At 48.3% G+C, this 26,285-nt stretch carries 25 protein-coding genes, 1 other RNA gene and 1 other annotated feature; of the genes, 22 read left to right on the forward strand and 4 right to left on the reverse strand.

The genetic code is table 11. The features are described 5' to 3' along the window. Positions 1-356 precede the first annotated feature (356 nt). The 18 genes from I2D94_RS02440 (at position 357) to I2D94_RS02525 (ending at position 20,290) form a co-directional block, all read left to right on the forward strand. Positions 357-1,250: a helix-turn-helix transcriptional regulator gene (locus I2D94_RS02440; RefSeq protein WP_229056726.1), complete on the forward strand. Its 894-nt coding sequence runs from the start codon at positions 357-359 to the stop codon at positions 1,248-1,250. Positions 1,251-1,391: 141 nt separating this feature from the next. After that, positions 1,392-1,593, forward strand: a binding site (T-box leader). A gap of 38 nt (positions 1,594-1,631) precedes the next feature. Further along, positions 1,632-2,915 (forward strand): serine--tRNA ligase, encoded by a 1,284-nt coding sequence (gene serS / locus I2D94_RS02445; protein WP_072685174.1) that lies wholly within the window; start codon positions 1,632-1,634, stop codon positions 2,913-2,915. A 47-nt stretch (positions 2,916-2,962) separates the two neighbouring features. Next, positions 2,963-3,388, forward strand: coding sequence for a GNAT family N-acetyltransferase (locus tag I2D94_RS02450; RefSeq protein WP_195395490.1), 426 nt, complete (start codon positions 2,963-2,965; stop codon positions 3,386-3,388). A gap of 185 nt (positions 3,389-3,573) precedes the next feature. After that, positions 3,574-4,563: a C45 family autoproteolytic acyltransferase/hydolase gene (locus I2D94_RS02455; protein WP_195395491.1), complete on the forward strand. Its 990-nt coding sequence runs from the start codon at positions 3,574-3,576 to the stop codon at positions 4,561-4,563. Positions 4,564-4,697: 134 nt separating this feature from the next. After that, positions 4,698-4,997 (forward strand): hypothetical protein, encoded by a 300-nt coding sequence (locus tag I2D94_RS02460; RefSeq protein ID WP_072685171.1) that lies wholly within the window; start codon positions 4,698-4,700, stop codon positions 4,995-4,997. Positions 4,998-5,182: 185 nt separating this feature from the next. Continuing rightward, an RNA gene (gene ffs / locus I2D94_RS02465) (signal recognition particle sRNA small type) lies at positions 5,183-5,280 on the forward strand. 16 nt (positions 5,281-5,296) lie between these two features. Then, positions 5,297-5,842, forward strand: coding sequence for a tRNA adenosine(34) deaminase TadA (gene tadA, locus I2D94_RS02470; protein WP_072685170.1), 546 nt, complete (start codon positions 5,297-5,299; stop codon positions 5,840-5,842). Between the two features lie 90 nt (positions 5,843-5,932). Continuing rightward, positions 5,933-7,774: a DNA polymerase III subunit gamma/tau gene (dnaX, locus tag I2D94_RS02475; RefSeq protein WP_072685169.1), complete on the forward strand. Its 1,842-nt coding sequence runs from the start codon at positions 5,933-5,935 to the stop codon at positions 7,772-7,774. Between the two features lie 3 nt (positions 7,775-7,777). Beyond that, entirely contained in the window at positions 7,778-8,086 is a 309-nt protein-coding gene (locus I2D94_RS02480; RefSeq protein WP_072685168.1) for a YbaB/EbfC family nucleoid-associated protein, read from the forward strand. 4 nt (positions 8,087-8,090) lie between these two features. After that, entirely contained in the window at positions 8,091-8,684 is a 594-nt protein-coding gene (gene recR, locus I2D94_RS02485; protein ID WP_072685167.1) for a recombination mediator RecR, read from the forward strand. 16 nt (positions 8,685-8,700) lie between these two features. Further along, positions 8,701-10,368 carry a formate--tetrahydrofolate ligase gene (locus I2D94_RS02490; RefSeq protein WP_072685166.1) on the forward strand — a complete coding sequence of 556 codons (1,668 nt, stop codon included), beginning with the start codon at positions 8,701-8,703 and terminating at the stop codon, positions 10,366-10,368. Positions 10,369-10,700: 332 nt separating this feature from the next. Continuing rightward, on the forward strand, positions 10,701-11,651 hold the full coding sequence (locus tag I2D94_RS02495; RefSeq protein ID WP_195395492.1) for a hypothetical protein: 951 nt from the start codon (positions 10,701-10,703) through the stop codon (positions 11,649-11,651). 6 nt (positions 11,652-11,657) lie between these two features. Beyond that, positions 11,658-13,526, forward strand: a complete 1,869-nt coding sequence (mnmG, locus tag I2D94_RS02500) for a tRNA uridine-5-carboxymethylaminomethyl(34) synthesis enzyme MnmG (RefSeq protein WP_195395493.1) — start codon at positions 11,658-11,660, stop codon at positions 13,524-13,526. Next, entirely contained in the window at positions 13,523-14,152 is a 630-nt protein-coding gene (locus I2D94_RS02505) for a hypothetical protein (protein WP_195395494.1), read from the forward strand. Before mnmG ends, I2D94_RS02505 begins: the two co-directional genes overlap by 4 nt. 57 nt (positions 14,153-14,209) lie before the next feature. Further along, positions 14,210-15,418: a glycoside hydrolase family 10 protein gene (locus I2D94_RS02510; RefSeq protein WP_195395495.1), complete on the forward strand. Its 1,209-nt coding sequence runs from the start codon at positions 14,210-14,212 to the stop codon at positions 15,416-15,418. A 657-nt stretch (positions 15,419-16,075) separates the two neighbouring features. Continuing rightward, positions 16,076-18,601 carry a ribonucleoside-diphosphate reductase subunit alpha gene (locus I2D94_RS02515; RefSeq protein ID WP_195395496.1) on the forward strand — a complete coding sequence of 842 codons (2,526 nt, stop codon included), beginning with the start codon at positions 16,076-16,078 and terminating at the stop codon, positions 18,599-18,601. 153 nt (positions 18,602-18,754) lie between these two features. Then, the gene (locus tag I2D94_RS02520) at positions 18,755-19,801 is read left to right on the forward strand and encodes a ribonucleotide-diphosphate reductase subunit beta (protein WP_195395497.1); all 1,047 of its coding nucleotides are present in this window, start codon (positions 18,755-18,757) and stop codon (positions 19,799-19,801) included. A 132-nt stretch (positions 19,802-19,933) separates the two neighbouring features. Next, positions 19,934-20,290, forward strand: a complete 357-nt coding sequence (locus I2D94_RS02525; protein WP_195395498.1) for an FMN-binding protein — start codon at positions 19,934-19,936, stop codon at positions 20,288-20,290. A gap of 345 nt (positions 20,291-20,635) precedes the next feature. Here the strand turns inward: I2D94_RS02525 and I2D94_RS02530 are convergent, their stop codons facing one another. The 3 genes from I2D94_RS02530 to I2D94_RS02540 all read right to left on the reverse strand — a co-directional run bounded on the left by I2D94_RS02530 (position 20,636) and on the right by I2D94_RS02540 (position 22,964). Further along, positions 20,636-21,055, reverse strand: coding sequence for a hypothetical protein (locus tag I2D94_RS02530; protein WP_072685158.1), 420 nt, complete (start codon positions 21,053-21,055; stop codon positions 20,636-20,638). Between the two features lie 32 nt (positions 21,056-21,087). Next, on the reverse strand, positions 21,088-22,293 hold the full coding sequence (locus tag I2D94_RS02535; RefSeq protein ID WP_195395499.1) for a helix-turn-helix domain-containing protein: 1,206 nt from the start codon (positions 22,291-22,293) through the stop codon (positions 21,088-21,090). A gap of 434 nt (positions 22,294-22,727) precedes the next feature. Beyond that, positions 22,728-22,964, reverse strand: a complete 237-nt coding sequence (locus I2D94_RS02540; RefSeq protein ID WP_072685156.1) for a RodZ family helix-turn-helix domain-containing protein — start codon at positions 22,962-22,964, stop codon at positions 22,728-22,730. Positions 22,965-23,073: 109 nt separating this feature from the next. Between I2D94_RS02540 and I2D94_RS02545 the strand changes: the two genes are divergently transcribed. The 3 genes from I2D94_RS02545 to I2D94_RS02555 all read left to right on the forward strand — a co-directional run bounded on the left by I2D94_RS02545 (position 23,074) and on the right by I2D94_RS02555 (position 24,212). Further along, positions 23,074-23,313: a helix-turn-helix transcriptional regulator gene (locus I2D94_RS02545; protein WP_072685155.1), complete on the forward strand. Its 240-nt coding sequence runs from the start codon at positions 23,074-23,076 to the stop codon at positions 23,311-23,313. A gap of 2 nt (positions 23,314-23,315) precedes the next feature. Beyond that, complete coding sequence (locus I2D94_RS02550; RefSeq protein WP_072685154.1) at positions 23,316-23,582, forward strand: hypothetical protein; 267 nt, start codon at positions 23,316-23,318, stop codon at positions 23,580-23,582. 315 nt (positions 23,583-23,897) lie between these two features. After that, complete coding sequence (locus tag I2D94_RS02555; protein ID WP_195395500.1) at positions 23,898-24,212, forward strand: TIGR04076 family protein; 315 nt, start codon at positions 23,898-23,900, stop codon at positions 24,210-24,212. Between the two features lie 22 nt (positions 24,213-24,234). Here I2D94_RS02555 and I2D94_RS02560 read toward each other — a convergent pair whose 3' ends face one another. Continuing rightward, the gene (locus tag I2D94_RS02560; protein WP_195395501.1) at positions 24,235-24,993 is read right to left on the reverse strand and encodes an AraC family transcriptional regulator; all 759 of its coding nucleotides are present in this window, start codon (positions 24,991-24,993) and stop codon (positions 24,235-24,237) included. A 110-nt stretch (positions 24,994-25,103) separates the two neighbouring features. On the opposite strand from I2D94_RS02560, the gene I2D94_RS02565 reads away from it, so the two are divergent. Further along, the gene (locus tag I2D94_RS02565; RefSeq protein WP_195395502.1) at positions 25,104-26,276 is read left to right on the forward strand and encodes a glycoside hydrolase family 88 protein; all 1,173 of its coding nucleotides are present in this window, start codon (positions 25,104-25,106) and stop codon (positions 26,274-26,276) included. The last annotated feature ends 9 nt before the right edge of the window (positions 26,277-26,285 follow it).

Raw genomic sequence — 26,285 nt, forward strand, 5'->3', positions numbered from 1 at the left:
CTAGTTTTAAAAAGTAATGAAAAAGCTATAGTCGATTAAGATTATAGCTTTTTTTCGGAATTCACATTCACTTTAATAATTTTTAGAACAGGATAAAGAATAGGATGTAACAGAGAAGAGAAGCGTTCTCAATTTTAATAAGAATAATATTCAAGCTGAAATCAAGATCTTCAATTCCTGAAAGTGAAAAACGAAAAAGGCAAGTCTGATCAAGCGGCGAAGCAGGGGGTGGCCTATAATTGCAAAGTAAGCAGCGAAAGGAGGAAAGATTTATGCTTGAATGGCAAAAACAGATTCAGTACGTCGTTAATGTGATTGACGAGAGTATCAAAGCGCATCAGGACGAATTTCTGACCTTGAATGCTTTGGCCGATCAGCTGGGCTATTCCGAGTTTTATACAGCGCGAAAATTTAAGGCAATATCGGGAATGGTGTTTCGGGATTATCTGCGCCGGCGGAAACTGGCCTTTGCTTTAAAGGAAGTCCGTGACAGTGAGAAAGGAATCCTGGAAATCGCTCTGGATTATGGCTTTTCTTCCCATGAAGCCTTTACCCGGGCGTTTAAAAACTTGTATGGCATAACGCCCAGCGATTATCGGAGACATCCTGTGCCAGTTATTTTACGTACGAAAATCAATCCTTTTGATCGCTACTTTTTTGGACAAGGAGAGATTGGTATGGTTAAGTCATCAGAAGCTTTAAAAATTTATTTCGTTACGATTCCAGCTCATCAATTTTTGTATGTTGAAAATAAAGAGAGTAACGGATACTGGGATTTCTGGCAGAAACAAAATCAGATTCCAGGTCAGGATCAGGCAACGATTTGCGGATTGCTCGACAGTATCAAAGGAAAATTAGATGATGAGGGCGGAAGCGAAGCGAACAGCGGCGGAGGTCAGATTATGGCTTATCGTAATGATCCGTCAGGACGGCTATGCGACTGGGGCTTCCCCCGTACAGAGTGTTACGGAGTCCGGCTTCCCAACGAGTATCAAGGAGAAATTCCCACAGGGATGCAGCTGACAGAAATTCCTGAGGGCGAATACCTCGTTTTTGAGCATGGCCCGTTTGATTATGAACAGGAAAATCGCAGCGTTGAGGAAAAAGTTGAGAAGGCGATGGCTGATTTTGATTTCAAAGACACTGGATATGGTTATGATACAACGACTCCAGGACGGTTAATTTATTTCTATTTTAATCCTGAGCGGTGCTGGAAATATATCCGCCCAGTTCGTAAGTTTTCAGATTAATTTTCGTTTTGCGGATTCAATATCTCAATTTCTCGTTTATTTTCTTTCTTTCGGGTCAAACTGAAGAAGGAATGAAATCGGAATTACGTTGGTTTCGTTTTATCCATTGACAAAAAAATGGGGCTTGATTAAAATGAAGGTGTTAAAACGTAGATGAGGATAAGTAAGTACATGATTTTCTTTAGAGAAACAGTGGTTGGTGAAAACTGTTGTCAATCCGTGCTGAAATCCACCTCGGAGTGAAAGTGAACCTTTCCGGTTATCGCCGTTAACGATTCAAGTGACTGATGTTTCACGTGAAACATTGGTAATTAGGGTGGCAACACGAGGCATCGTCCCTGAGTGGGCGGGCCTTTTTTATGTTAAAAGGAGGAAATAGTCATGCTGGACATCAATTTGTTGCGTACAAATCCAGAAGTAGTCAAAGAAAACATTAAAAAGAAGTTTCAGAATCAAAAATTGGAATTAGTCGATAAGGTGGTCGAATTGGATCGTCAGTTCCGGAAGGCGAAAACCGACGGCGATAGTCTGCGGGGACAGCGGAATGCCATCAGTAAGCAGATCGGCGGCTTTATGAAGCAGGGCTTAAAAGAAAAAGCGGAAGAAGCAAAGAAAGAGGTTGCCAATATTGCAAGGCAGCTGGCTGATTTGGAAGTGAAGGAAGAAGAATTAGCAGCGGAGATCAAAAAGATTATGCTTGTGCTGCCGAATATCATTGATGAAACAGTCCCGATTGGCAAAGATGACAGTGAAAACGTGGAAATTGAAAAATTCGGCGAGCCTGTCGTTCCTGATTTTGAGATTCCTTATCATACGGAGATCATGGAGTCGTTTGATGGAATTGATCTGGACAGTGCCAGAAAAACGAGTGGAAATGGTTTCTACTATTTAAAAGGCGATATTGCCCGTCTGCATTCTGCAATTTTGTCCTATGCGCGGGATTTCATGATCGACCGTGGCTTTACCTACTACATCCCGCCATTTATGATCCGCAGCGACGTGGTCACAGGCGTCATGAGCTTTGCGGAAATGGAAAACATGATGTATAAAATTGAAGGGGAAGACCTGTATTTGATTGGTACCAGCGAACATTCCATGATTGGCAAGTTCATTGATACGATTATTGATGAAGAACAGCTTCCGCAGACGCTGACGTCTTATTCCCCATGCTTCCGTAAAGAAGTGGGTGCGCATGGCATTGAAGAACGCGGCGTTTATCGAATTCATCAGTTCGAAAAGCAGGAAATGATCGTTGTCTGCAAGCCGGAAGACTCAAAATACTGGTATGATCAGCTGTGGAAGAACTCGGTCGATTTCTTCCGTTCACTGGATATTCCTGTCAGAACGCTGGAATGCTGCTCTGGCGACCTGGCAGATCTGAAAGTAAAGAGCTGCGACGTAGAAGCCTGGTCTCCGCGTCAGAAGAAGTATTTTGAAGTAGGCAGCTGCTCTAATCTGGGCGATGCGCAGGCTCGCCGATTAGGCATTCGTGTTCAGGGCAAGGAAGGGAAGTATTTTGCCCATACGCTGAATAACACAGTCGTAGCTCCGCCAAGAATGCTGATTGCTTTCCTGGAAAACAATTTAAACGCTGACGGAACGGTGAATATTCCTGAACCGTTAAGAATGTATATGGGCGGAAAGACAAAAATCGAGAAGAAATAGTATGAAAAGGGGAGATAACTCTCCTTTTTCATTACTTTGGAGGAAATATGTTAAGAACTATGAGAACAGACGATCTTGATTATGTTGTTAAGATCTGGTTGGAAAGCAATATTCAGGCTCATTCTTTTATTGAATCAGATTATTGGAAGGAGAATAAAGAAGAAGTGAGAAAAATGCTCCCTCACAGTCTTATTCAAGTCGCGGAAATTGATGGACATATCGTCGGTTTCATTGGAATGAATGAAACAAGAATTGAAGGTTTATTTGTAAGTTCTGATTTTCAATCAAGAGGGATTGGACATTCTTTAATCGAATGGGCTAAGACAGGAAATGAAGAATTGACGCTGAGCGTATATCAAAAGAATCAAAGAGCGTTGCAATTTTATCTTAAGGAAGGCTTTGTTATTGGTGAACGGCTTATGGATCAGAAAACAGGCGAAATTGAGCTTCTTATGCAGTGGAAAAGAATGTAATTGAGTAACATCAAATAATAACAGCCATATCAAATGTTTCACGTGAAACATAAGATTAAACAGGTGAGCTTTGAAAAAGGAAAAAGAAAATTAAGAATAAAATTTAAGCATAGACAAGTAATTTTTATTCAGTTATCCTAATTGTGGGGTTGGCGCCAGCTCCTGAAATCAGGAGAAAATAGAAGATGAACAATTTAAACTTAGTTGGAACTCCACGAGAGATTGGTTTTCAATATGGAAAATATTTTGCAGAACTGGGCGTTAATCTGTCCGCAACGTTGCCTCCCGGAACGAAAGAACGAAAAGAATACAGTGAATCAGTAAAATTCCTGTATAAATCTGATTATCCGGCGATTCTGGAAGAAATTGAAGGAGTGGCGCAAGGAAATGGATGTGATGCGGAGGTACTGACTCAATTCTTGTTAAGCATGTATGTTTATACGGCGATGAATTTCTGTACCTGCATTACAGGATTAGATCACCGCGGGCATCTCTTATTAGGAAGAAACAGTGATTTTTTGACTGCGATGCAGCCAATGTATAGTCATTGCGTAATTAAACCTGCGTCAGGCTATGCTTTTACAGGAAACACAACAGGTTTTGTTGAAATGGAAGACGGCATGAATGAAAAAGGACTCGCAGTTGGGCTGACTTTCGTATACAGCGCACAAAAGCATTTTGGTTTAAACGCCGGAATGATCGTCAGGATCTTATTAGAACACTGTGCAAACGTAAATGAAGCAATTACCAGGCTAAAGAAAATGAAGATCGGCTCATCTCAGATCTTAACGATGGCTGACAGCACAGGCAACAAAGCGGTTGTCGAATGCAGTGCGCAGCATATCGAGATTATTCAATCTCATTCCATCTTATATTCAGTAAATCAGTTTGTCAGCGACGCCATGAAACCAGCTAATCCAGAAAATATTGATGATATGGAATCAGGGCTGCGATTAAAAACGTGTCAGAAAGCTTTTCAACATCAAAATGTGCTGAGTATGGAATATTTAAAAGAGGTATTAAAAGGAAAACAAGGATTTTTATGTCAATATGACCGTCGACGCGGCGGAGATACAGTCTGGTCTGTGATCTATGATCTCAATGATGATAAAATCCAGTTTTGCGATGGCAATCCATCAAGAGAGGGTTATCAGACAATAAAAACTGGTTTATAATCTCAAAATAAAGATGAAGACATTTAAAAGATTGCGCTTTGTTCAATCGCTTTCTGTGTAAATTGTTTTGTAAAACAAAGTTAAATTAAAAACAATACGAACTTTTTAGTTTATAACAAAGGAAAGGTATACTTATGGAAGATAACAAAGTCATCCTGTCAGAAGTGTTCTTTTATTCCAGTAAGCGCCGACATCTGCCTGTCATTGGATATCGGCCTGATGCTTTATTTGAAGGGCAGAATCCGGATGAATACTGGGGTATAACATTTATTGATTGTTCCATATCAGAATTTGAAACATGGTCGACAGCGAAAATCCAATTCACTTTTCAGGACAGTCACTATGATCAGGTGAGGAAAGGTCAAATGTTTCAGATCATGGAAGGAAGAGAAGCTGTCGGATTGGGAAAAGTCATCCGCGTTGTAAGAAACTAAAACCCAACAAGAACAATCATAAGAAGCCGATAGATGTGTCATGGTTTATTAAACAACAGGATATTTCTTTGAATTCATCTGGAGTGTTTCACGTGAAACATTCATAATTTCCTCATTAAGACTTGAAAAGAGTTTGTGTCAAAAAAGACAGACAGTCACTTGCGGTTTAAGCAAGGATTGAGTATAATAATAAACGGTACAACAAACATATTTGAACCTGGTCAGGACCGGAAGGTAGCAGCCATAAGAATCTCTGTTTGTGTGTACCCTTTTTATTTTCTTGAATCGAGGTTCAAAACATGGCAGAGAACAAACAAGATAAAAATGATGAGTATTTCATGCGTCAGGCGATCAAAGAAGCAAAAAAAGCAGAGTTGATCGACGAAGTTCCCATTGGAGCGGTGCTTGTCCATGAGGGAAAGATCATTGCCCGGGGACATAATCTGCGCGAAAAGAAGCAGTCTGCGCTGGCTCATGCGGAAATCATCGCTATTGAGAAAGGCTGCCGGAAAATGAATTCCTGGCGGCTGGAAAACTGTATTCTCTATGTGACGCTGGAACCATGTCCGATGTGTGCCGGAGCCATTCTTCAGTCGCGCATTGCCCGGGTGGTTTACGGCGCTGCGGATCCCAAAGGCGGCAGTGTTGGAACCTGTTTTAACCTTTATGATATCCCAGGATTCAATCACTATCCCGAAGTGACGAAAGACGTGCTTGGCGAGGATTGCGCAGCCCTGTTAAAAACGTTCTTTAAACAAAAAAGGGCCAAGAAAAAGGGCCTGAAAGAAGAAAAATCAAAAGATTTTTCCCATCCGGAACAGGCCAGCGAAAACGCCAGAAAATAACAGAAACGAATATCGTAAAAAGATGGGTTTTCATTTTAATGACGACTCATTTTTGTTATAATAAGTAAGTCAGCGAAGGAGGAATCAGGCATGAGTTATAAAGCACTATATCGAACCTATCGACCATCCTCCTTTGAAGAAGTCGTAGGTCAGCAGCACATTGTCACGACGCTGAAAAACGCAGTAAAGCAAAATAAAATCGCCCATGCATATTTGTTCTGCGGTCCCCGCGGGACCGGGAAGACGACCATTGCCAAGCTGTTGGCCAAAGCGGTGAATTGCGAGGATCAACAGAATGCACCGTGCAATCAATGCCGCAGCTGTCTGGCAATCCAACAGGGAAATCATCCCGATATCGTGGAAATTGACGCTGCATCCAACAACGGCGTCGACGAAGTCCGGGAACTCATTGAAAAAGTAAAATATGCCCCATTGGAAGGACGCTATAAAGTTTATATTATCGACGAAGTTCACATGATGTCCTCCGGCGCCTTCAACGCGCTGTTAAAAACTTTGGAAGAACCTCCGTCTCACGTCATCTTCATTCTGGCGACGACAGAACCGCAGAAGGTGCTTCCGACCATTATTTCACGCTGCCAGCGCTATGATTTTTCAAAAGTAAGTCAGAATGAAATCATGGCCCGTGTCCGCAGTGTTCTGGAACAGGAACATATTGAATGCGACGATGAAGCGCTGCGTCTGGTTGCCCAACTGGCTGACGGCGGAATGCGCGACGCTTTGAGCATTATGGATCAATGTATCGCCTATGCTCAAAATCATATCACCGCCGCACATGTCAATGAAATCTATGGAATTACGACAGTGAGTGAGAAAATTGAGATGCTGCAATGGATTTTTCAGCATCAAGCTCAGCTGTTATTGGAAAAAATCCGCACGCTTAATGAAAAAGGCGTCGATATTAAACGTCTGACCTCCGATTTCATCGAAATTTTGAAGGAATGCGTAATTTTCATCTATACGCAGGACGTGACTCTTTTAAATAAGATTAACGAAGAAGAAGCCAATACGATCATCAGCGGCAAAAGTTCGCGCGAGTTATTAGCGCTGATTGACATTCTGATGGAAACTCTGGAAAAATACCGGACCGCAAGCAGCGCCGCATCGTATTTTGAAGTCGCGGTATTGAAAATGATGGCTGAACTGGATTCAAGCCAACGCCCGGCCGCACCGGTTCAGACCGTTTATACCCAACCGGCCGCAGCGCCGGTAAAACCCGCTCCGGCGCCGGCGTCCCCGGCTAAACCGCAGATTGAAATTTCGAACATGCCTGAGGGAACAGACGAGGAAGCCGATCTGACGGAAGAAGCACCGCCGATAGAAATAGCGCCGTCCATACCGACGCCGCCGGAAGAAAACATAAGCGTTGTTCAGGAAAAACCGGCGGAGGTCCATCCGGAGTTCGAAATTCTGCCGCTGGATTATGAATTTGTCATGCAGCTTCTGGCCGGCGCGAATAAAGAAATGCGGATGAAAGATGAAAGTCAGTGGAAACTGATTGATCAGAAGTGCCGTGACCGTGATCTCAACTGTGCGCGGATTGCCAATCTGCTGCGCAATGGGAAAATTGTTGCATGCGGAGAAAACTATATCCTGATCTGCGTATCCTATCAGGCGCTGGCCAATCAGATCAACGATCCGGCAATGAAATCGCAGATCAATCAATTCTGTTATGAAAGCTTGAAAATCAAAAAACAACTCTTTGCGATTACGCAGGAACAGTTTAAAATAGAAACGAACGATTTCCTCGCCCGCTCGCGCAGCGGAACACTGCCGGAACCGGCTCAGGTCGCACCGGTAGAAATTGACGAGGAAGTCGGAAAAACAGAGAAAACGGAACCAGAACAGGACGTGGTTGAAAAACTGTGCGATTTGTTCGGAGCCGAAAATGTCGAAATCATCGAGGAGGAATAACAAATGAACATTCAACATTTATTAAAACAGGCGCAGCAGATGCAGAATCAGATCGGTAAGGTAGAAAAAGAGATTGAAGCGACAGAATACACGGCCACAGCTGGCGGCGATGCGGTAAAGGTGACGCTGACAGGAAAGATGGAAGTTACCGGCATTGAGATCAGCGAAGATCTGTTGTCCGCAGACTCCAAAGAGATGCTTCAGGATACTGTGATGATCGCGGTGAACGCAGCCCTGGCCGCCGCGGTAAAAGATAAAGAAGAACGGATGAATAAAATCACGCAGGGCGTCAAGATGCCGGGAGCTTTCTGATTGCATGTATCCGAAGTCATTTGAACGACTGATCGAATGCTTTCAGCTGCTGCCGGGCGTCGGCGCCAAGACAGCCGAACGCTACGCCTTTATGATGCTCGATGCGCCGCAGGAACAAGTTGAGTTGTTCGCTCAGGCGTTAATCAGCTGCAAGAATGACATCAAGCGCTGTCGGATCTGCGGCAACATCAGCGATCAGGACGAATGTCCGATCTGTCAGAATGAAAATCGCAATCCGCGGATGATCTGCGTCGTGCAGTCGCCGAAGGACGTGATCGCCATGGAAAAAATGCAGGAATACGCCGGCGTTTACCATGTCCTCAACGGTTTGATTTCCACATCCAGGGGAATCATGCCGGAAGATCTGAATATCGACGCGCTGCTGGAGCGAATCAGCCCGGAAACTGAAGAAGTGATCATCGCCACCAACGCCACAATCGAAGGTGAAACCACAGCGCTGTATCTGGACAAGCTGCTTTCCGGAAAAGGGGTGCTTGTCACCCGCATCGCGCACGGTCTGCCGATGGGCGGCCATCTGGACTATGCCGACGAACTGACGCTGATCAAAGCGTTCGAAGGACGCAAAAGTCTTAAATAAGAGAGAAGGGATTAACATGAAAACAGATTTACAAATCGCACAGGAAAACACGATGGACAATATTGAAAAAATTGCAAGAAAGGCCAAGATTGATTCTGATTACCTTGAAGTGTACGGCAAAAACAAAGCGAAGATCGATTTGAAAATCATGGACAAGATTGCGGATAACCGCAACGGCAAGCTGATTCTGGTCACGGCGATCAATCCGACCAAAGCCGGCGAGGGCAAGTCGACAACGACGATCGGCTTAGTCGACGGTCTGGCTCAGATCAACAAAATGGTCATCGGCTGTCTGCGTGAGCCTTCTCTGGGCCCGGTTTTCGGTTTAAAGGGCGGTGCGACCGGCGGCGGATATGCCCAGGTGGTGCCGATGGAGGAAATCAACCTGCATTTTACCGGCGATATGCATGCGATCACCGCGGCAAACAATCTGATCAGCGCGGTGCTGGATAATCACATCTATCAGGGGAACGAATTGAACATTGATCCGACGAAGGTCGTCTGGAAGCGCTGTCTGGATATGAACGATCGGACGCTGCGCAGCATAACGATCGCTCAGGATAAAAAAACAAACGGCGTAGAACGCAAAGATGGATTCATCATCACCGTGGCAACGGAGATCATGGCGATCATGTGTCTGTCCAAAGACCTGCAGGACTTTGAAAAACGCGTCAGCCGGGCGGTCGTTGCCTATACCTATGACGATCAGCCGGTCACGGTCGGCGATCTCAAGGTCGAAGGCGCGGTCACGCTGGTGATGAAGGAAGCGCTGAAACCAAATCTGGTTCAGACTCTGGAAAAAACGCCGGTATTCATCCACGGCGGTCCGTTTGCGAATATCGCGCATGGATGCAACAGTCTGATCGCGACCCGCATGGCACTGAAGCTTTCAGACTATGTTGTTACTGAAGCAGGCTTCGGCGCAGATTTGGGGGCCGAAAAATTCTTTGATATCAAATGCCGCTACGGCGAACTGAAACCGAACGCCGTCGTCATTGTCGCAACGGCCAGAGCGCTGAAGCTGCATGGCGGCGTGCCGGCAGATCAGCTGAAAGAAGAGAATGTTCCGGCAATTCTGGAAGGAATTAAAAATCTGGAAAAGCATATCGAATCCATCAGGCAGTACCGCGTGCCGTATATCGTCGCGATCAACAAGTTCAGCGCCGATACGCAGGCGGAAGTCAATGCGATTCTGAATTGGTGCAAAGACAATGGCCACCGCGTTGTCTTATCCGACGCCTGGGCCAGCGGCGGAGCGGGCGCTGTCGATCTGGCGCAGGAAGTTGTCAGAATGTGTGAAGAAGACTCCAAATTTGAACCGTTATACGATCTCGATCTGTCACTGGAAGAAAAGATCGACACGATCGTTCGAAAGATTTACGGCGGGCGGTCTGTCATCTTCAGCGATCGGGCTAAAGCTCAGCTGGAAGAATACAAACGGGCAGGCTGGGATAAGCTGCCGGTCTGCATGGCGAAAACCCCGAACTCTCTGACAGACGACGCGAAAATCGTCGGCCGTCCGACAGGGTTTGATATTCACGTTCAGGAACTGCGGATTTCCGCCGGCGCGGGCTTTGTCGTTGTTTTGACGGGAAACATCATGACGATGCCAGGTCTGCCGAAGGATCCGGCAGCACTGCACATGGGGATCAACGAAAAGGGTATTTCCTACGGTATTTTCTAAGTCTTAAAATAGGCGGTCAGAAATACCGGAAACCTCGGATAAAATTGAATTTCAATCAAGATGAAGCCGTTAAAAATAGCTTCATCTTTTTTTGCCAGGATCATCAAAAACAAACAAATGAACTTGAATAATATTCATCTAAACTTTTTTACAAAGCAATGCGGCACGAATAAATTGATTAAAATGAGAATAAAACAGGATATTTAGGAATCTGTGATTTCTGGATATGAAAACCGTTGAAAAATTCCTGCAACTTCCGGGCTTGTTCAACTTTGTTTTCTTTTCACAGGCTCAGGAAAATGGTAAAATAATAGGCATAGAGGTGAGTTTTCATGGCATCCATCGCATACATTACAGACCGGAATATGATCGAATTTCATCGCCTGAACGGAAACCGGACGATGAATTTCTGGCGTCCCAGCAATTCCAAAAAATTTACTGATTTCAAACCGGGCGACCTGTTGTTTTTTCTGGCCAAAGGCAGCGAGCGCGGACGTCATCGCGAGAAAGGAATCGTGGGCTACGGTAGGTTTCAAAAAGCCCATACCCTCAGTTTTCGTCAGATGTGGAACGTCTATGGCACAGAAAACGGCTATGCCAGCGAAGATGAACTGTATGACGCGATCGTCAAGGTTTCCAAAAATAAGAAAATGCCAAAACTGATGAATTGCCTGTATCTCACCGATGTTGTGTTTTTTCAGGCGCCGATTTATTTAAGCGAGATTGGCGTTGCCATTTCCAATAAAGTGGAGAGCTATATCTATCTGGATAAGGAAGATCCGCAGGCGACCTCCAAGGTGCTGAACAAAGCCAAGGAAACCGGCGTCGATATGTGGATGGCAGCGATGAGTGAGACACTCGGTCAAAACTTCAACCTTGAAGAAGAACAGATCAAGCACCAGCTGTCGCAGATCATCGAAAAGGCCGGCGATTCCTTCTACACCGAAAGTGAGAAAAAGCGGCTGCGCCGCTTAGCCCGTCAGACGATGGATCAGAAAGCGGAAGAAAAAAAGATTATCGAGCTGATCAAGGGCAGTAAAACCGAACTGGTCTGTTATACGGGTGAAAGGATTGAAATCCTGATCCCATTCGTCTATACTTCAAAAGACTTCTACCGGAAGCTGCAGTATCTGATCGGCCACTGCGCGCTGATGAAGCTGGAGTTTTCCCGGTGGAGTGAATATCACATTCCGCTGCATTTTGAGATCGTCGGTGAAGAACCGCTGCCTGATGAGGTTACGCGGGCAATCGACGCTTTAAATCAGGGAGAAGAAAGGATTTGATCAAACATGCTGGATGTCATCGTTGTGGGCGGCGGCCATGCCGGAATTGAAGCGGCGCTGATCGCGGCTCGTCTGGGATGTGAAACGGCGCTGATTTCGTTAAGTTTGGAAAATATCGGCAAGATGCCGTGCAATCCCTCCGTCGGCGGCCCGGCCAAGGGCATCGTCGTCCGGGAGATCGACGCGCTGGGCGGTCAGATGGGCATCACTGCCGATCAGACAGCCTTACAGTTTAAGATGTTAAATACGACCAAAGGCCCGGGGGTGCAGTCGCTGCGGGTGCAGTCGGATAAGCTTGCTTATGCCCGACAGATGCAGGAAGAAATTCTGCATCAGGAGCACCTGCAGCTGATTTTGGGAATCTGTACCGGGATCCTTGTTGAAAACGGGAAAATTACCGGCATTACCATGGAGGACGGTCAGACAATAGACGCCCGGGCTGTTATTCTGACCACCGGCACATACATGAGTTCCTCGGTCATGATCAGCAGCGAAGTGACGCCCAGCGGTCCGGATGGGGAACCAACCACCAACAAGCTCTCCGAATCGCTGCGTCAGGCTGGCTTAAAAACCTTCCGGTTAAAGACCGGAACGCCGCCGCGGGTGCTGACGGAATCCATTGATTTTTCCAAGACCACACCGCAGCCCGGCACCGATCAGTTCGTCGCCTTTTCCACGACGACCCGCACCATCCGCCGACCGGAAGATCAGAAGCTCTGTTATCTGACCTATACGACACCCCAGACCCATGAACTGATTCTGACGAATCTGAAAAAGTCGAGCATGTATTCCGGCGTTGTCAAAGGCGTCGGCCCGCGCTATTGTCCTTCGATTGAGGACAAGCTCGTGCGGTTTTCCGATAAACCGCGCCATCAGATCTTCCTGGAGCCGGAATCGGAATCACTGGATACCACGTATGTCCAGGGCTTTTCCACCTCGCTGCCGCGCGATCTGCAGGAACAGATGGTCCATTCACTGCCGGGACTGGAACACGCTGTCATCCGCAAATACGCCTACGCAATCGAATATGACGCGATCGACCCCCTTCAGCTAAAACCGTCGTTGGAAACGCTGGTTGTGGAGAATCTGTTTACGGCCGGTCAGATCAACGGCACATCCGGGTATGAGGAAGCCGCCGCGCAGGGATTGATGGCCGGAATCAACGCCGTGCTCAAGCTGCGCAATCAACCGCCGCTGGTGCTGCGGCGGGATGAAGCCTACATCGGCGTGATGATCGACGATCTGGTCACCAAAGGCACGCAGGAACCCTACCGGCTGTTGACATCCCGGGCCGAATTCCGCCTGCTATTGCGCCACGACAACGCCGATCAGCGCCTGATGCACTACGGCTACAAACTTGGCAGCATCAGCGAGCAACGCTGGCAGGATTATCAACGCCGCCGTGCTCAGGTTGAACAACTCAAGGAGCAGCTGAAGACCTGCCGGCTGACGCCGAAAAGTCCGATTCAGGATGCTTTAGAAGCGGTCGGCTATGCCGCGCTGACCGATGGGGTGAGCGCCGAGGAACTCGTCCGCCGGCCGCACATCACCGTGGCGATGCTGAAACCGGCGCTGGATTTTGAATTCGACGCCGCTGCCGCCGCACAGACGGAAATCGAACTGAAATATGAAGGCTATATCAACAAAGCCCGCAAGGAAGCGGAGAAGATGATGGCGATGGATCATGTGGTCCTGCCGGAAGATCTGGACTACGATCAGGTGCAGCATCTTTCGCTGGAAGGCCGCCAGAAGCTCAAGGCGATCCAGCCGCACACTCTGGGCCAGGCTTCCCGCATCTCCGGCGTGTCGCCGGCCGACATTGCGATGCTCGCGATGGTTCTGGAACAACGTCACAGAAAGGAACAGAAAATATGAACTATGAAGAAGTAATTTCCCGCGTCCACGTTTACGGCTTGGAAGAAAGCGTGCGTGGAAGCAAATACCCAATGGCGACCGATCTGGGCAAGATCAGCGAGGACGTCACCCCGACCGTCGTCAAGCTCGCCACCAGCAAGCAGGGCGAAGGCCACGATAATTTTATGAACGGCATCATCGTGCAGATGGATCTGACGCTGACCAACAAAGCCTGGGTGGAAGCCGAGCGCTACCATTTCCTCGACTTCGTATCGAGTCAGTCGACGATGCACCGGATTACGAAATTTGATCTGGACAGCGCCTATATTGATTACGTCGATCCGCGGATGGTTCAGATCATGAAGGAAAAAGTCCAGGCTTACAACGACCTGCAGGCCCGGATGAAGGAAACGGAAGATCCTGCGGAAAAGCAGACGCTGCAGGCGGAGCTGAACGAACGCTACTTGCAGATTCTCTATTCCAATCCCTGCGGCTTCCGTCTTACCGCTCGCATGACGACCAACTACCGTCAGCTCAAAACGATCTATCTGCAGCGCCGCACGCACCGGCTGCCGGAATGGCGGGCCTTCTGCGCCTGGATCGAAACGCTGCCGTACAGCGAGTTCATTACCGGCAAGACGGCCTGAACCGTTTCATAAGGATACCCGGCCGCGCATAAAGTAAGGTTGAAGGAGAGCGAGTTTATGCACATAAAACGAATCCTGATCGCCGTCTTCGTGATCCTGCTGATCTTTGCCGGCTGTCATCCGCACAAAAAAACCGGAGAAATGGGCGAAGTCCGGGCCGCCTGGATTTCCTACATCGAATTATCATCAATTCTGGACAACCGCAGTGAAGCTGAGTACATCCAGGGCGTCAAGACAATGCTGGAAAATTTGAAAACCATGAACTTCAACACGGTCTACGTTCACGCATCTGCCTTCACCGATGCCTATTATCCCTCGCAATACTATCCGGCGGCGCAATATGTCGCCGGTCAGATCGGTCAGAATGTGAATTATGATCCGTTCGGGCTGTTTGTCAAGCAGGCCCATGAAGCGGGTTTTCACATCGAGGCATGGATCAATCCGATGCGTTCGTTCCGCACCGATCAGGAAAGTCAGATTCCTGCCAGCTCCGTGATCGGCCAGTGGCTTAACGACACCGCGATGCGCGGCACCCGGATCGTTGCGGAAGGCGAGCGCTGGTATCTCAATCCCGCCTATCCCGAGGTCCGCGAACTGATCTGCGCGGTGGCGAAAGAACTGGCGCAGAACTATCCGATCGACGGTTTGCATCTGGACGATTATTTCTATCCCGACGGTGTCAGCGAAAGCTTTGATCGACCCGCTTATCAGGCATACCGGCAAACCGGAGGGGAGCTGTCGCTGGGCGACTGGCGGCGGCAGAACATCAATGAGATGGTGGCCAGTCTCTACGCCACGGTGAAACAGGTTGATGAAACGATTCAGGTCGGCATCAGTCCGGCCGGCAATCTGGAATACTCGGTGGAAAGCATTTATGGCGATGTCCGGGAATGGGTTCGCCACGACGGCTATCTCGACTACATTCTTCCGCAGATCTATTTCGGCTATGAGCACGGCACGCTGCCGTTTGATCAATGCCTGAAACAATGGGAAGACCTTACCCAGGGCACTTCGACCGAACTGATCGTCGGGCTGGCCGCCTATAAGATCAATACCGTGGACAATTATGCCAAGGAAGGCAAGTTTGAGTGGCAGCAGCACAACGATATCCTGAAACGGCAGATTCTGGAGCTGCGCGATCATGCGGATGTGGCCGGCTTCTCCATCTTCAGCTACAATTCACTGTTCCAGCCCGCCGCAGAAAATGCGCAGCGGGTCAGTCAGGAGCTGGAAAATCTTCAGGAACTGATGATTGAGACAAAATAATCGGCGATCACAAGAGTAAAATCTGAATTTACACTGGGGTAATGTCCCGGTGTTTTTTATGCGAAAAAAGCCAAAGAATACGGTTTTGTGCTTGTGGGCCTTACGTTGTCACTGGTGAAAGCGTGAGGTCAGAAAGGCGGTGAAGTCTGGAAAAGCGAACCGGAAAAGACAGGGGAATCCACGCTGCGAATGGATTGGGAAAAGAAGCCAACATTCGAGAAATGAAGATACGGGTCTTTTAATTTTTGCGCAGATAAGATAAAATAAGTAACGGACATAGTGAGATTTCCTTTCTGTATGGTGTGGTAACTTTATTGTAACGGGAATTCTTACCTATGTCTTTTTTTATGTTCAAGATAAAAAAGGCACTGGTTTCCACCAACACGAAAATTTATAGAACCCTTTTTTTATGTTCAAGAAAAAAGCACTGGTTTCCACCGACGTTAAAATTTATGAAATTAGAAGATATAGAACCTTCTTTTTCGATTCCCGGCCCTGCCTCCGATCCAACCTTCTGTTTTTCCTTTAGCCCCGCTTCGAAAATCGCGGGCATATCTTTTCCTTTGCGCGGACAACTTTTGTATAATAAGCACACCAACGCCCGGAAATATTTGAAACGGAAACCGGGACAAGAGATCATGCAAAAGGAGAATCAAAATGGAGATCATCAAACGAGATCAAAGCGTTCAAGCCTATGATCGCCGGAAAATCAGCCGGGCGGTGAGCGCGGCTTTTGACAGCGTGGGCCATCCGCTGCCGGACATGAAGAAGGAAGCCATTCTCGATCAGGTAGAAGTCCAGATCCGCACTGCGGCGGAAATGGCCCCGGTCAGCGTCGAACAAATTCAGGACTGGGTGGAACAGGCGTTAATGCGTCAGGATTGTTATGAAGAAGCCCGCCACTATATCCTGTACCGTCAGGAACATGCCAGGCTGCGCGATCAGATTGATCAGCTTTGCCGGATCATTCCGGATCCGGAAATTTTGGCCGCCTGCCGTCAGCTGCAGCGTGATTTTCCTCAGCCGGCGATGTCGCTTGACGCTTTGATTCAGAAAGTTCAGGCTTTTTCCAAGGAGAAGATGAAACGCTCCCAGCAGCTTGACAATCTGATCCGCGCCTGCATCGAGCTGATCAGTCCGCACACGCCGCAATGGGAAATGGCCGCGGCCCGGTTTATGATGATCAAGCTGCGCCGCTCCGTCAGCCAGCGGATGCAGCAACAGGGGATCCGCACATTGGCCCAGAAGCTGTTATATCTGGAATCGCAGGGTTTGATCAACGCGAGCTTAGCCGAGCATTACAGCTATAACGATTTAAACCGGCTGGAACAGGCGATCGACTACGACCGCGACCAGCTGTTCAACGCCAGCGGTCTGGAATTGTTGATCAAACGCTATCTGATCCGCAATCATCAGGGTGAAGTTCTGGAACTGCCGCAGGAGATGTTTATGGGGATCGCGATGCATCTGGCGATTCCGGAAGGAAAAAACCGCGTCGAATGGGCGATCAAAATCTACGATGTCTTAAGTCAGCTGAAAGTCACGATGGCGACGCCGACGCTGGCCAACGCCCGCAAGCCGAAAGCACAGCTGGCTTCATGCTTTATCGACGTCGTTGCGGATTCTCTGAAGGGAATTTACAAGTCGCTCGACAGCTTTGCGCAAATCTCCAAACAGGGCGGCGGCATGGGCCTGTACTTCGGCAAGGTCCGCGCTTCCGGCAGTGATATCCGGGGATTTCAGGGCGCCGCGGGCGGTGTGCTGCGCTGGATCCGGCTGGTCAATGATACCGCGGTAGCGGTTGATCAGCTGGGCGTGCGTCAGGGGGCCGTCGCGGTTTACCTTGACTGCTGGCATCGGGATCTGCCGGAATTCCTTCAGATCCGAACCAATAATGGCGACGATCGCATGAAGGCGCACGATGTCTTCCCGGCAGTGTGCTATCCGGATCTGTTCTGGCGGATGGCAAAGGAAAATCTGGATCAGAACTGGTATTTGCTCGACCCGCATCAAATTTGGCAGGTGAAAGGCTATGCGCTGGAAGATTGCACTGGCGAGTTGTGGGAACAGCGCTATCAGGAATGCATTGCCGATCCGCGGATCGAAAAACGCGTGATCTTATTAAAGGACCTCGTCCGGCTGATTCTGAAATCGGCTGCTGAAACCGGCACGCCATTTGTCTTTAACCGCGATCTTGTCAACGCGATGAATCCCAATCCTCACCGCGGTGTGATTTACTGTTCCAATTTATGCACGGAAATCGCACAGAACATCGCGCCGGCTGGAGAAATTGAGACCCGGCTGACGGAGGTCAATGGGGAAACGGTGATCCTCGAACAGGCAAAAGCTGGAGAGATGGTCGTCTGCAACCTCGCCTCCCTTAATCTTGGCCGGCTGAATACCGAAGATGAAGAAGAACTGCGATTGGTCATCGAAGTGACCGTGCGGGCGCTTGACAATGTGATCGATCTCAACGCCTACCCGCTGCCCCAAGCGCAGCATACGGCCAAGCTCAGCCGGGCGATCGGCTTGGGCGTCAGCGGCCTGCATCACTGGCTGGCGAAGCGTTCGATCTTCTTCGAGTCTGACGAACATTTGAAAGCGGCCGACGCTCTGTTTGAAGCAATCAATTACAATGCGATCCGTGCCAGTCTGCGGCTGGCTCAGGAAAAAGGCCGGTATGCCTATTTTGAAGGCTCCGACTGGCAAACCGGCGCTTATTTTACCAAGCGCGGCTACACCTCCGACGCCTGGCAGTTGCTGGCTAATCAAGTGGCGCGGGATGGTTTACGCAACGGCTGGCTGCTCGCAATCGCGCCGACCAGCTCGACCTCGGTCATTGCCGGCACCAGCGCGGGCGTTGATCCGATCATGAACAAGTTTTTCCTTGAAGAGAAAAAGGGCAGCATCATTGCGCGCGTCGCTCCTGAGCTGGATGAAAAAACCTATTGGTATTACAAGAAAGCTCATCAGATCGACCAGACCTGGGTTGTCCGGGCCGCGGGCGTGCGGCAGCGGCATATCGACCAGGCGCAGTCCGTCAATCTTTATATTACGACCGATTATTCCCTGCGGGATCTGTTGAACCTGATGATTCTGGCTTGGGAGAAAGGCGTGAAGACGCTTTATTACGTCCGCAGCCAGTCGCTGGAAGTGGAAGAATGTGAGTCCTGTTCCGCCTGATTCCCAATCAGACAAGGTTTGTCCAATGGCGCAGCTCTGCCTGTTGGCGGAATCTTCCTCATCCCATCACGAATCAATCTTCAATTCAGGACCATCTCTAAAACATCAATCTTCATTTCAAGACCACCGTCACAGATCAAGGGAGGAACCACGATGTCAGAACAACTCAAACGCAAAGCGCTGTTTAACGCCCAGGGCGATACCGACGTCCGCCAGCGCCGGATGATCAACGGCAACACGACCAACCTCAATGATTTCAACACGCTGAAATATGGCTGGGTATCGGACTGGTATCGTCAGGCGATGAACAATTTCTGGATTCCCGAGGAAATCAACCTCGGACAGGATCTCAAGGATTATCCCAAGCTGGAACCGGCAGTGAAGACCGCACTTGATAAAACACTGTCGTTTCTGATCTTTCTCGACAGTATCCAGACAGCCAACCTGCCCAACATCGCCGAGGTGATCACGGCCAACGAAATCAATCTGTGCCTGACGATTCAGGCCTTTCAGGAAGCGGTGCATTCCCAGAGTTACAGCTACATGCTCGATTCCTTCTGTTCGCCGGATCAACGCACAGAGATCCTGTACCAATGGAAAAACGACCCGCGGCTATTGAAGCGCAATGAATTTATCGGAGGGCTGTATAATGAGTTCATGGAACAACGCACGCCGGTGCAGCTGATGAAGACGCTGATCGCCAATTACATTCTTGAAGGAATTTACTTTTACTCGGGATTCATGTTTTTTTACAATCTCGGCCGGATGGGACTGATGCCCGGCTCAGTGCAGGAAATCCGTTACATCAATCGCGATGAAAATACCCACCTGTGGCTGTTTCGCAGCATGATTCTACAGCTGCGCAAGGAGGAGCCGCAGCTGTTCACGCCGCAACTGGAACAGCTTTACCGGGATATGCTGAAACAGGGCGTCGAAGAGGAGATCGCATGGGGCTGCGCAATTCTGGGCGATGAGATCCCGGGGCTGAACAAAACGATGATCCGCGATTACATCCGCTATCTCGGCAACCTGCGCGCCCGGGCAATTCATCTGGAAATTCTTTATCCGGGCGAAGAGGAAGAACCGGCGTCGATGAAATGGGTCAGTCAGTATGCCAATGCCAATCTGATCAAAACCGATTTCTTCGAAGCCCGCTCCAGCGCTTATGCGAAGGCTTCCGCCCTCAAGGACGACCTGTAAGCCGCTGATATCTTTAATTTAAAGCGATTTTTCACAAGAACGAAGCGTTCAGGAATTGACATTGGAAACGGGTGTTGATATGATTAAACCATCGACAATGTTCGATATTTTTGGAAGGAGAAAGAAATAACCATGAAAAAGTTTTTAGCACTGGCTCTGGCTGGCATGATGGTTCTGTCCATGAGCGCTTGCGGAAGCAAGGATAAGGGCGGCGACGCTGCTGGCTACAAAGATGGCACATACACCTCCACACAGAAGGGCAACAACGGCGACGTTACTGTCGAAGTTAAGATTGAAGGCGGCAAGATCGCCAGCGTCACAACTCCGGAACAGGCCGAAACTGCAGGTCTGGGCGATGTCGCGATGGAAAAGATCTGCGCGGCGATCGTCGAAGCCAACTCTGCGGAAGTCGATACGGTTTCCGGCGCTACCAACTCTTCTAACGCGGTCATCAAAGGCGTTACTGAGTGCTTAGATCAGGCGAAATAAGGATTTTAAGAAACCTCACACACTTTCTCTAAAAGCGTGAACAACTGAATTTGAAAGTGAGGAAAAGGGGCTGAACAAAAGTCAGCCCTTTTTTATGTTCCAAGGTTGTCAGACAATCCAGAACTTTTTGAAGCATAAGACAGAGTGCGGAAACAGAGGATAATTAATAAGGCGGGTCAGCAGCATCCTTGCCTGGAAATCCCCCCGGAAATGAAGCTTGAAATCAAAAAGAGAAACATGAACAAAGGGAAAGCGCTTGGCAAAAAGCGCTTTACCCCCTTGAAAAGCTGATCGTGATCGTTGCTGACAAACAAACTCAAAAAAAGGATTGAACGATTGGAAAGTTCAATCCTTTTCCTGTGGTAGACAGTCCATCTGACGAATTGTTTCGATGATCAGCGCATTGCTTTGAAGACAATTTAAAATAGCCAGAAAGGTCTCGATCGGATCTTGGATTTGATCGGCATCCAGCTCTCCGGTCACCTCGACTGAGGACTTCCCGCCAGCCTTCATTTCAGTCAGATAAACTTCTTCGATGATTTCCTGAATCTGATCATTCATTTTCTGGATTTGATCAAAAGCAAACAGGAAAAAAACAGCGGTCGGTTTCTTGTCTTTGAAAAACCGGCGCAGCACTGCGGAGGATTCATTTTGATCCGCCCATGCCGTGTCAATCCGTTTCTGTAAATCGGATTGAATATCCTCTACGCTCACCTGATTATCCTTCGCCAGCTGTTCAAACAGCTCCTGTACCCCTTCAAGCATAATTGTCCCCTTTCTCACGGAAATGACCGCGTTTATTTTTTGCGGTCAACCAGATTCTGATAGTAAATAGCCTTGGAATAATTGTTTTTGCGAAGATAGGATTCACATAACAATTCAGTGATGAATTTGGCGGATAAATCGTCGCCCAGCTTCAGCGCAAATTTCTGGAATTGGATCAGCTGATGCTGCAATTCGACTTCCTCCTGCGCCAGCGTCAGATTGACGATCGTGATAAACTGCGAGGAAAAAGGATTGGTTTTGTCCTGATGGCAGGTTTTAATCAGCGCCGCTGCTTCCTCCATCTGATTTAATTTATATAAAGCCCAGGCTTGCATGGCGCGGTGAAAATCAGTCAGTTCGACAGAGGCTGCATACCGAATGCAATAGCGTTGAACTTCTTCATATTTTTTCGCCAGAATGCAGGTAAAAAGAATATTCTGGAGCACCTGTTTCCGCTGAAATTCGGGAATCTTTATGATCGTCTGATCCAGAATGGAAGTGGAAATTTCCAACGCTTCCTCAAACATTCCATTTTCAGAATACAGAACGGCTTCAAAAGACTTGCTGAAAATCAGCCGGAGGTAATTCTGTTCATCCAGAAATGAGCGCTGGGCTTTCAGATTGTACTTGTCCGCCAGAAAGTGGTTGTTTTCCCGGGCATAGCAGATAGCCAGATTGTAGTGCGCAATCGAAGTTACGGATTCTTTTTCTTTCATGCTCAGCGCTTTCAGCGTGTATTCCTTAAACAGATCGCCGCGGACATCCGCAAAAGACATTCCCAGATACAGATAATAAAGTTGAAGCAGTTCGGGAGTCAACAGCTTTACACATTGCTTCAGGATATCCCGCGTTTCTTTGATCTGTGCATAATTTTTATTGACGACGTGCGTGATAAAGGCAGCCAGCGTGAATTTCAGCGCCAGCTCAGATTCCATAAGGCTGGATTCCGATTGGGATAGTTGATCGAACAGTGTGTTCATCGTGACTGCATCGTAAAAAGCCGCCGCCGTGATCAGATCATCCATCAGCTTGTCAAATTTCTGAATCTGTTTGTTATTCTTCTTGATTCCAATCCCCAGCTGACGCAGAATTGCCGAGGTGATTGCCGGATCGACCTCCTTTCCCGATTCGATCTGGCTTAAATAACTGGCTGTGATATGGCATTCATGGGCTAACGCCGCCGCTTTAATTCCTTTTTTCAGACGGGTTATCCGTATTAAAGCGTTGATCTGTTTCATTCGCTCTCCTTTACTGTAAATTTTATCAAAACGCCGCAGGGCAGCGCCGAGTTTCCAGCGATCTTTATTAAGCGTGTTTCCTTGTTTAAAGTGAGTTCCGATAATATAATTTTTATATCAAGTACTTGAAAAGAGAGGAGTAATCAGGGATGAATTTAATTTACTTATCTGTTTTATCAGGTACTTTTCCTTTATTTGGTTTTTACCAGTTTTTAGGCATTTAAGCTGAACGGTCACGGGATGATTGCGCTTCGCTTCCTTGGCGATGACGGGACGGAAATAAGAAATGAGAAATCCGGAATCATATCGGAAATCGCAGATTTCTTTCCATGCCGAAATCTAAGTCAAGGAAAACCGAAGCGGATCATCCTCTTTTCTTTTCTGTTGCGCAAGGTGTTCCAACCTGGGAATCGGCAGCTTTCTGTGGCAGGAATTCAGGTGAAGCGGGCCTGACCGCGCTGCAGGAGGTCGACGATCTGGTCCCAATCATAACCCAGTGCCGTCAGGATTACGAAATAATCGGGAACCGGGCAGTTTCCGCCTTGTTCCAGGCAAGTCAGTTCTTCAATTTTAATTTTAGTTATGCGGGAAAGGGCTTCGATTGTCATGCCTTTGTCGATCCGGAGTTGACGGACGGTGGAACCGACGTCGGGAATACCTTTGTTTATCATAATGTTAGCACATAACCTCCAAACCAATTTTATCATGCAGCTAGTTATAATAAAAGCAGGAATTGGAAGTTATTGACTAATTCAGTGTTGATACAAAGGTAGCGATGGCATGAAATTGAACGAAGCGACGCTTAAGAGAATCGACGAACTCCGCGCACAACGCGGCTGGACTTATTATGAATTGGCCAAGGTCAGCGGAGTCAGTAAAAATACATTTTACAATTATAAACGGGAGCCGGATAAATATCTGACGCTTCATACGTGTTGTAAGATCTTGGGCGCGTTCAATATGTCGTTCAGTCAATTCTTCGACAGCGAGTTATTCGACAATTTAGAGGATGGACTATAACGATGAAATTTAGTGAAGCATTACGCATCAGAATTAAAGAATTATGCGGGGAATATGATCTGAATCCAAGCACGCTGAGTCAGAAGGCCTGCGGCAACAGCACGATTTCCAGCTTTATGTCGAAGGATCAGGAAACGCTGTATATGCCGACGATTTACAGTATCTGTCTGGCGCTGAATCTTTCGCTCAAGGAGTTCTTTGATTCCCAATGCTTCGACGATATTGATGAAATCAACGAGATCCGCAATCAACATCAAAGTCCCCAATAGCGATGGCGAACTTGATCGGAAAGCGGGGCGGCAGAGGATCCGAGCCCGCCGACAGGCATTGCGATCGGGGGCTGAAATGAAGTTGTGATAAACATTGCATCATAGACAACGAATCCTTGCCGCAAAGACAAGGTTTTTTGATCTTCAGCGGAAAGGTTCGTACAGAATAAATCCAGGCAGGATGCATTGAAGCAGCCCCAGGCACAGCTCACTGATTCATCCGGCAGAGGATTGAAAGCGAAAGCTGGAAATCCTTCCGGTCCCCGGTTCTTAAGCCGGTGCTGCAATGAAAACAAGGAAGGAGCGGGAGAAGTTATGAAAAAATGCAGAATTACCGTAGTGAAAGTGACGGAACATACCGACTTGATGGCGCGCTATGAAAATCCGATGCTGCACGCCTGCGATCTGCGGGAAGGGCAGGTCTTTATCGCCAACGGCTGGATGAAACCGGAAGGCTTGTGCGACAGCGCCTGGTCGAGTCTGTCCCCGTTTGTGATGACGCTGGCCCACGGCGGGGAAAATCTTTATGAAGGCTGGATGAAAAATCCGCGCTCCGCCATGATCTCCTGCAACGACGGTTTCCGTCCAGTCAGCTTCTATATTGAAGCACTGTACGAGGACGCGGATTGAGTTAACTATTACCGATAAGGATTTATAAGGGATGCCGCCGCTGATACACCTTCGGCGATACGCCTTGAATCTCTTTAAATAATTTGGAGAAATAAAACAGATCATCAAAGCCGGACTGCCATGCCGCTTCGCTGACCGAGATATCCGGTTCCCGCAGCAGCTGGGCCGCTTTGCGGATTTGAAGCGTCCGCCAGTAGCGTAGCGCCGTGACGCCGGTTTCCTGTTTGAACAACGCCCCGCAGTACACGACGTTCAAGCCGGTGACCCATGCCAGATCCTCCATCGTGATGGTCTGCGTCAGATGCGATTCGATGTAGCTTTTCATCTGCCGGACATGCGGATTCTCCTGCTGCGCCCAGGCTGTCTGGTACAGCTCGTCCAGAATCTGATAGAACACCGCTTTGCAATGCAGCCGGGATAACGGCTTTTCCGTCAGCCAGTGCCGGTTGAAATCCTGAAATAACGGCAGATAGAAATCAAGCGAATCCAGGGTCAGAACCGGCTGAGGCAAGGCCGGCAGCGGCTGATCGGCGAAGAAATCAAAGGATTGCAGCGTCAGCGGCTCCTCCGCAAACCGCTCCGCCTCCCGCAGACTGCCCGCCGGGATTAAAAGCACCTGATTTTCTGTCAGAACCTGTTCGTTATCGTCAATTTTATACAATGCTTTTCCCTTTAATATGAACACAAGGTTGTTGTAGTCGATGCGATCCCGCTTCACCCGCCATTCTAAAGTACATTCCCGTTGAATTGCATAGCGGAACGTCACGCTGAAATCCTGCATTTCCCTTCCTTCTTTCTTTAATTTATACAAAAAAACCTTAACCTTCCTATTTATCATAGCGAAAAATGATGATAAACTCAAGACAGAGAAGAAAGAGAGGTTTCCCGTTCATGGACCGTATTCAATTTTTAGATAAACCCCTGGCGGCAAAAGCAGAAATCACCGCCGCGCTGGACCGTGCCTGCGCTCAGGTAGAAAAAAACCTGCCTGCGTTCACGTATCAATATCAGGCTGCCAGCAGCAACGATTTATTCTACCAGCCGATCATCAATAAGGACTGGACCAATGGCTTCTGGACCGGCGAAATCTGGCTGGCCTATGAACACACGAAAAAGAACATCTTCAAGTATGCCGCACTGATTCAGGTGGAGGACTTCTACAAGCGGATCAATGAGGAATTCAGCGTCGATCATCACGATCTCGGCTTCCTGTATTCTCTGTCCTGCGTCGCGGGCTACAAGCTGACCGGTGATGAAACGGCGAAGAAAGCGGCGATCATGGCGGCGGAGAAGCTGATCACCCGCTTTCAGGAAAAAGGCGAATTCATTCAGGCCTGGGGCGAGATGGGCGATAAGGACAGCTACCGGCTGATCATCGACTGTCTGTTAAACCTGCCGCTGTTGTACTGGGCGAGCGAAGTGACCGGTGATCCGAAGTTTGCGGACATCGCGCATAAGCATATCCGCACGGCGATGAAGTGCGTCGTGCGTGAGGATTACTCAACGATCCACACGTATTTCTTCGATCCGGAAACCGGCCTGCCGCTCAAGGGCGTGACGCATCAGGGCAACCGCGATAATTCCGCATGGGCGCGCGGGCAGGCCTGGGGCGTTTACGGTACGATTCTGAGCTATCAATACACGCAGGATCCGGAATACCTGGAGCTGTTCCGCCACATCAGCGATTACTATCTGCGCCATCTGCCGAAGGATCTGGTTCCGTTCTGGGACTTCGATTTTACCGACGGAAGCAGTGAACCGCGCGATTCCTCTTCAGCGGCGATCGTGATCTGCGGCTTTCTGGAAGCGGCGAAAGTGCTGGACAAAGAAGAAGCGGAATACTATACGAGACTTGCGTATCAGATGATGAAATCATTGATCGACAACTATGAGGTTAAGGATTGGGATTCGACCAACGGCATCCTGCTTCACAGCACCTATAACCGCCACACGCCGACCAACACCTGCCGCAATAAGGGTGTTGACGAGTGCTGCAGCTGGGGCGACTACTATTATATGGAAGCCCTGACGCGGATGGTGACGGACTGGAACCGGTATTGGTAAGGAGCAAAG

It is taken from the genome of Holdemania sp. 1001302B_160321_E10 (assembly GCF_015552275.1).
GTDB lineage: Bacteria > Bacillota_I > Bacilli_A > Erysipelotrichales > Erysipelotrichaceae > Holdemania.

What these genes read in the sequence shown, in the direction of transcription:
- mnmG (WP_195395493.1), top strand. Translation starts at nt 11,658, where the DNA reads ATGCTGGATGTCATCGTTGTGGGCGGCGGCCATGCCGGAATTGAAGCG.
- recR (WP_072685167.1), top strand. Translation starts at nt 8,091, where the DNA reads ATGTATCCGAAGTCATTTGAACGACTGATCGAATGCTTTCAGCTGCTG.
- I2D94_RS02480 (WP_072685168.1), top strand. Translation starts at nt 7,778, where the DNA reads ATGAACATTCAACATTTATTAAAACAGGCGCAGCAGATGCAGAATCAG.
- I2D94_RS02540 (WP_072685156.1), bottom strand. Translation starts at nt 22,964, where the DNA reads ATGATAAACAAAGGTATTCCCGACGTCGGTTCCACCGTCCGTCAACTC.
- I2D94_RS02545 (WP_072685155.1), top strand. Translation starts at nt 23,074, where the DNA reads ATGAAATTGAACGAAGCGACGCTTAAGAGAATCGACGAACTCCGCGCA.
- tadA (WP_072685170.1), top strand. Translation starts at nt 5,297, where the DNA reads ATGGCAGAGAACAAACAAGATAAAAATGATGAGTATTTCATGCGTCAG.
- I2D94_RS02520 (WP_195395497.1), top strand. Translation starts at nt 18,755, where the DNA reads ATGTCAGAACAACTCAAACGCAAAGCGCTGTTTAACGCCCAGGGCGAT.
- I2D94_RS02490 (WP_072685166.1), top strand. Translation starts at nt 8,701, where the DNA reads ATGAAAACAGATTTACAAATCGCACAGGAAAACACGATGGACAATATT.
- I2D94_RS02555 (WP_195395500.1), top strand. Translation starts at nt 23,898, where the DNA reads ATGAAAAAATGCAGAATTACCGTAGTGAAAGTGACGGAACATACCGAC.
- I2D94_RS02525 (WP_195395498.1), top strand. Translation starts at nt 19,934, where the DNA reads ATGAAAAAGTTTTTAGCACTGGCTCTGGCTGGCATGATGGTTCTGTCC.
- dnaX (WP_072685169.1), top strand. Translation starts at nt 5,933, where the DNA reads ATGAGTTATAAAGCACTATATCGAACCTATCGACCATCCTCCTTTGAA.
- I2D94_RS02565 (WP_195395502.1), top strand. Translation starts at nt 25,104, where the DNA reads ATGGACCGTATTCAATTTTTAGATAAACCCCTGGCGGCAAAAGCAGAA.
- I2D94_RS02505 (WP_195395494.1), top strand. Translation starts at nt 13,523, where the DNA reads ATGAACTATGAAGAAGTAATTTCCCGCGTCCACGTTTACGGCTTGGAA.
- I2D94_RS02450 (WP_195395490.1), top strand. Translation starts at nt 2,963, where the DNA reads ATGTTAAGAACTATGAGAACAGACGATCTTGATTATGTTGTTAAGATC.
- I2D94_RS02550 (WP_072685154.1), top strand. Translation starts at nt 23,316, where the DNA reads ATGAAATTTAGTGAAGCATTACGCATCAGAATTAAAGAATTATGCGGG.
- I2D94_RS02530 (WP_072685158.1), bottom strand. Translation starts at nt 21,055, where the DNA reads ATGCTTGAAGGGGTACAGGAGCTGTTTGAACAGCTGGCGAAGGATAAT.
- I2D94_RS02460 (WP_072685171.1), top strand. Translation starts at nt 4,698, where the DNA reads ATGGAAGATAACAAAGTCATCCTGTCAGAAGTGTTCTTTTATTCCAGT.
- I2D94_RS02515 (WP_195395496.1), top strand. Translation starts at nt 16,076, where the DNA reads ATGGAGATCATCAAACGAGATCAAAGCGTTCAAGCCTATGATCGCCGG.
- I2D94_RS02495 (WP_195395492.1), top strand. Translation starts at nt 10,701, where the DNA reads ATGGCATCCATCGCATACATTACAGACCGGAATATGATCGAATTTCAT.
- I2D94_RS02455 (WP_195395491.1), top strand. Translation starts at nt 3,574, where the DNA reads ATGAACAATTTAAACTTAGTTGGAACTCCACGAGAGATTGGTTTTCAA.
- I2D94_RS02560 (WP_195395501.1), bottom strand. Translation starts at nt 24,993, where the DNA reads ATGCAGGATTTCAGCGTGACGTTCCGCTATGCAATTCAACGGGAATGT.
- I2D94_RS02535 (WP_195395499.1), bottom strand. Translation starts at nt 22,293, where the DNA reads ATGAAACAGATCAACGCTTTAATACGGATAACCCGTCTGAAAAAAGGA.
- I2D94_RS02510 (WP_195395495.1), top strand. Translation starts at nt 14,210, where the DNA reads ATGCACATAAAACGAATCCTGATCGCCGTCTTCGTGATCCTGCTGATC.
- serS (WP_072685174.1), top strand. Translation starts at nt 1,632, where the DNA reads ATGCTGGACATCAATTTGTTGCGTACAAATCCAGAAGTAGTCAAAGAA.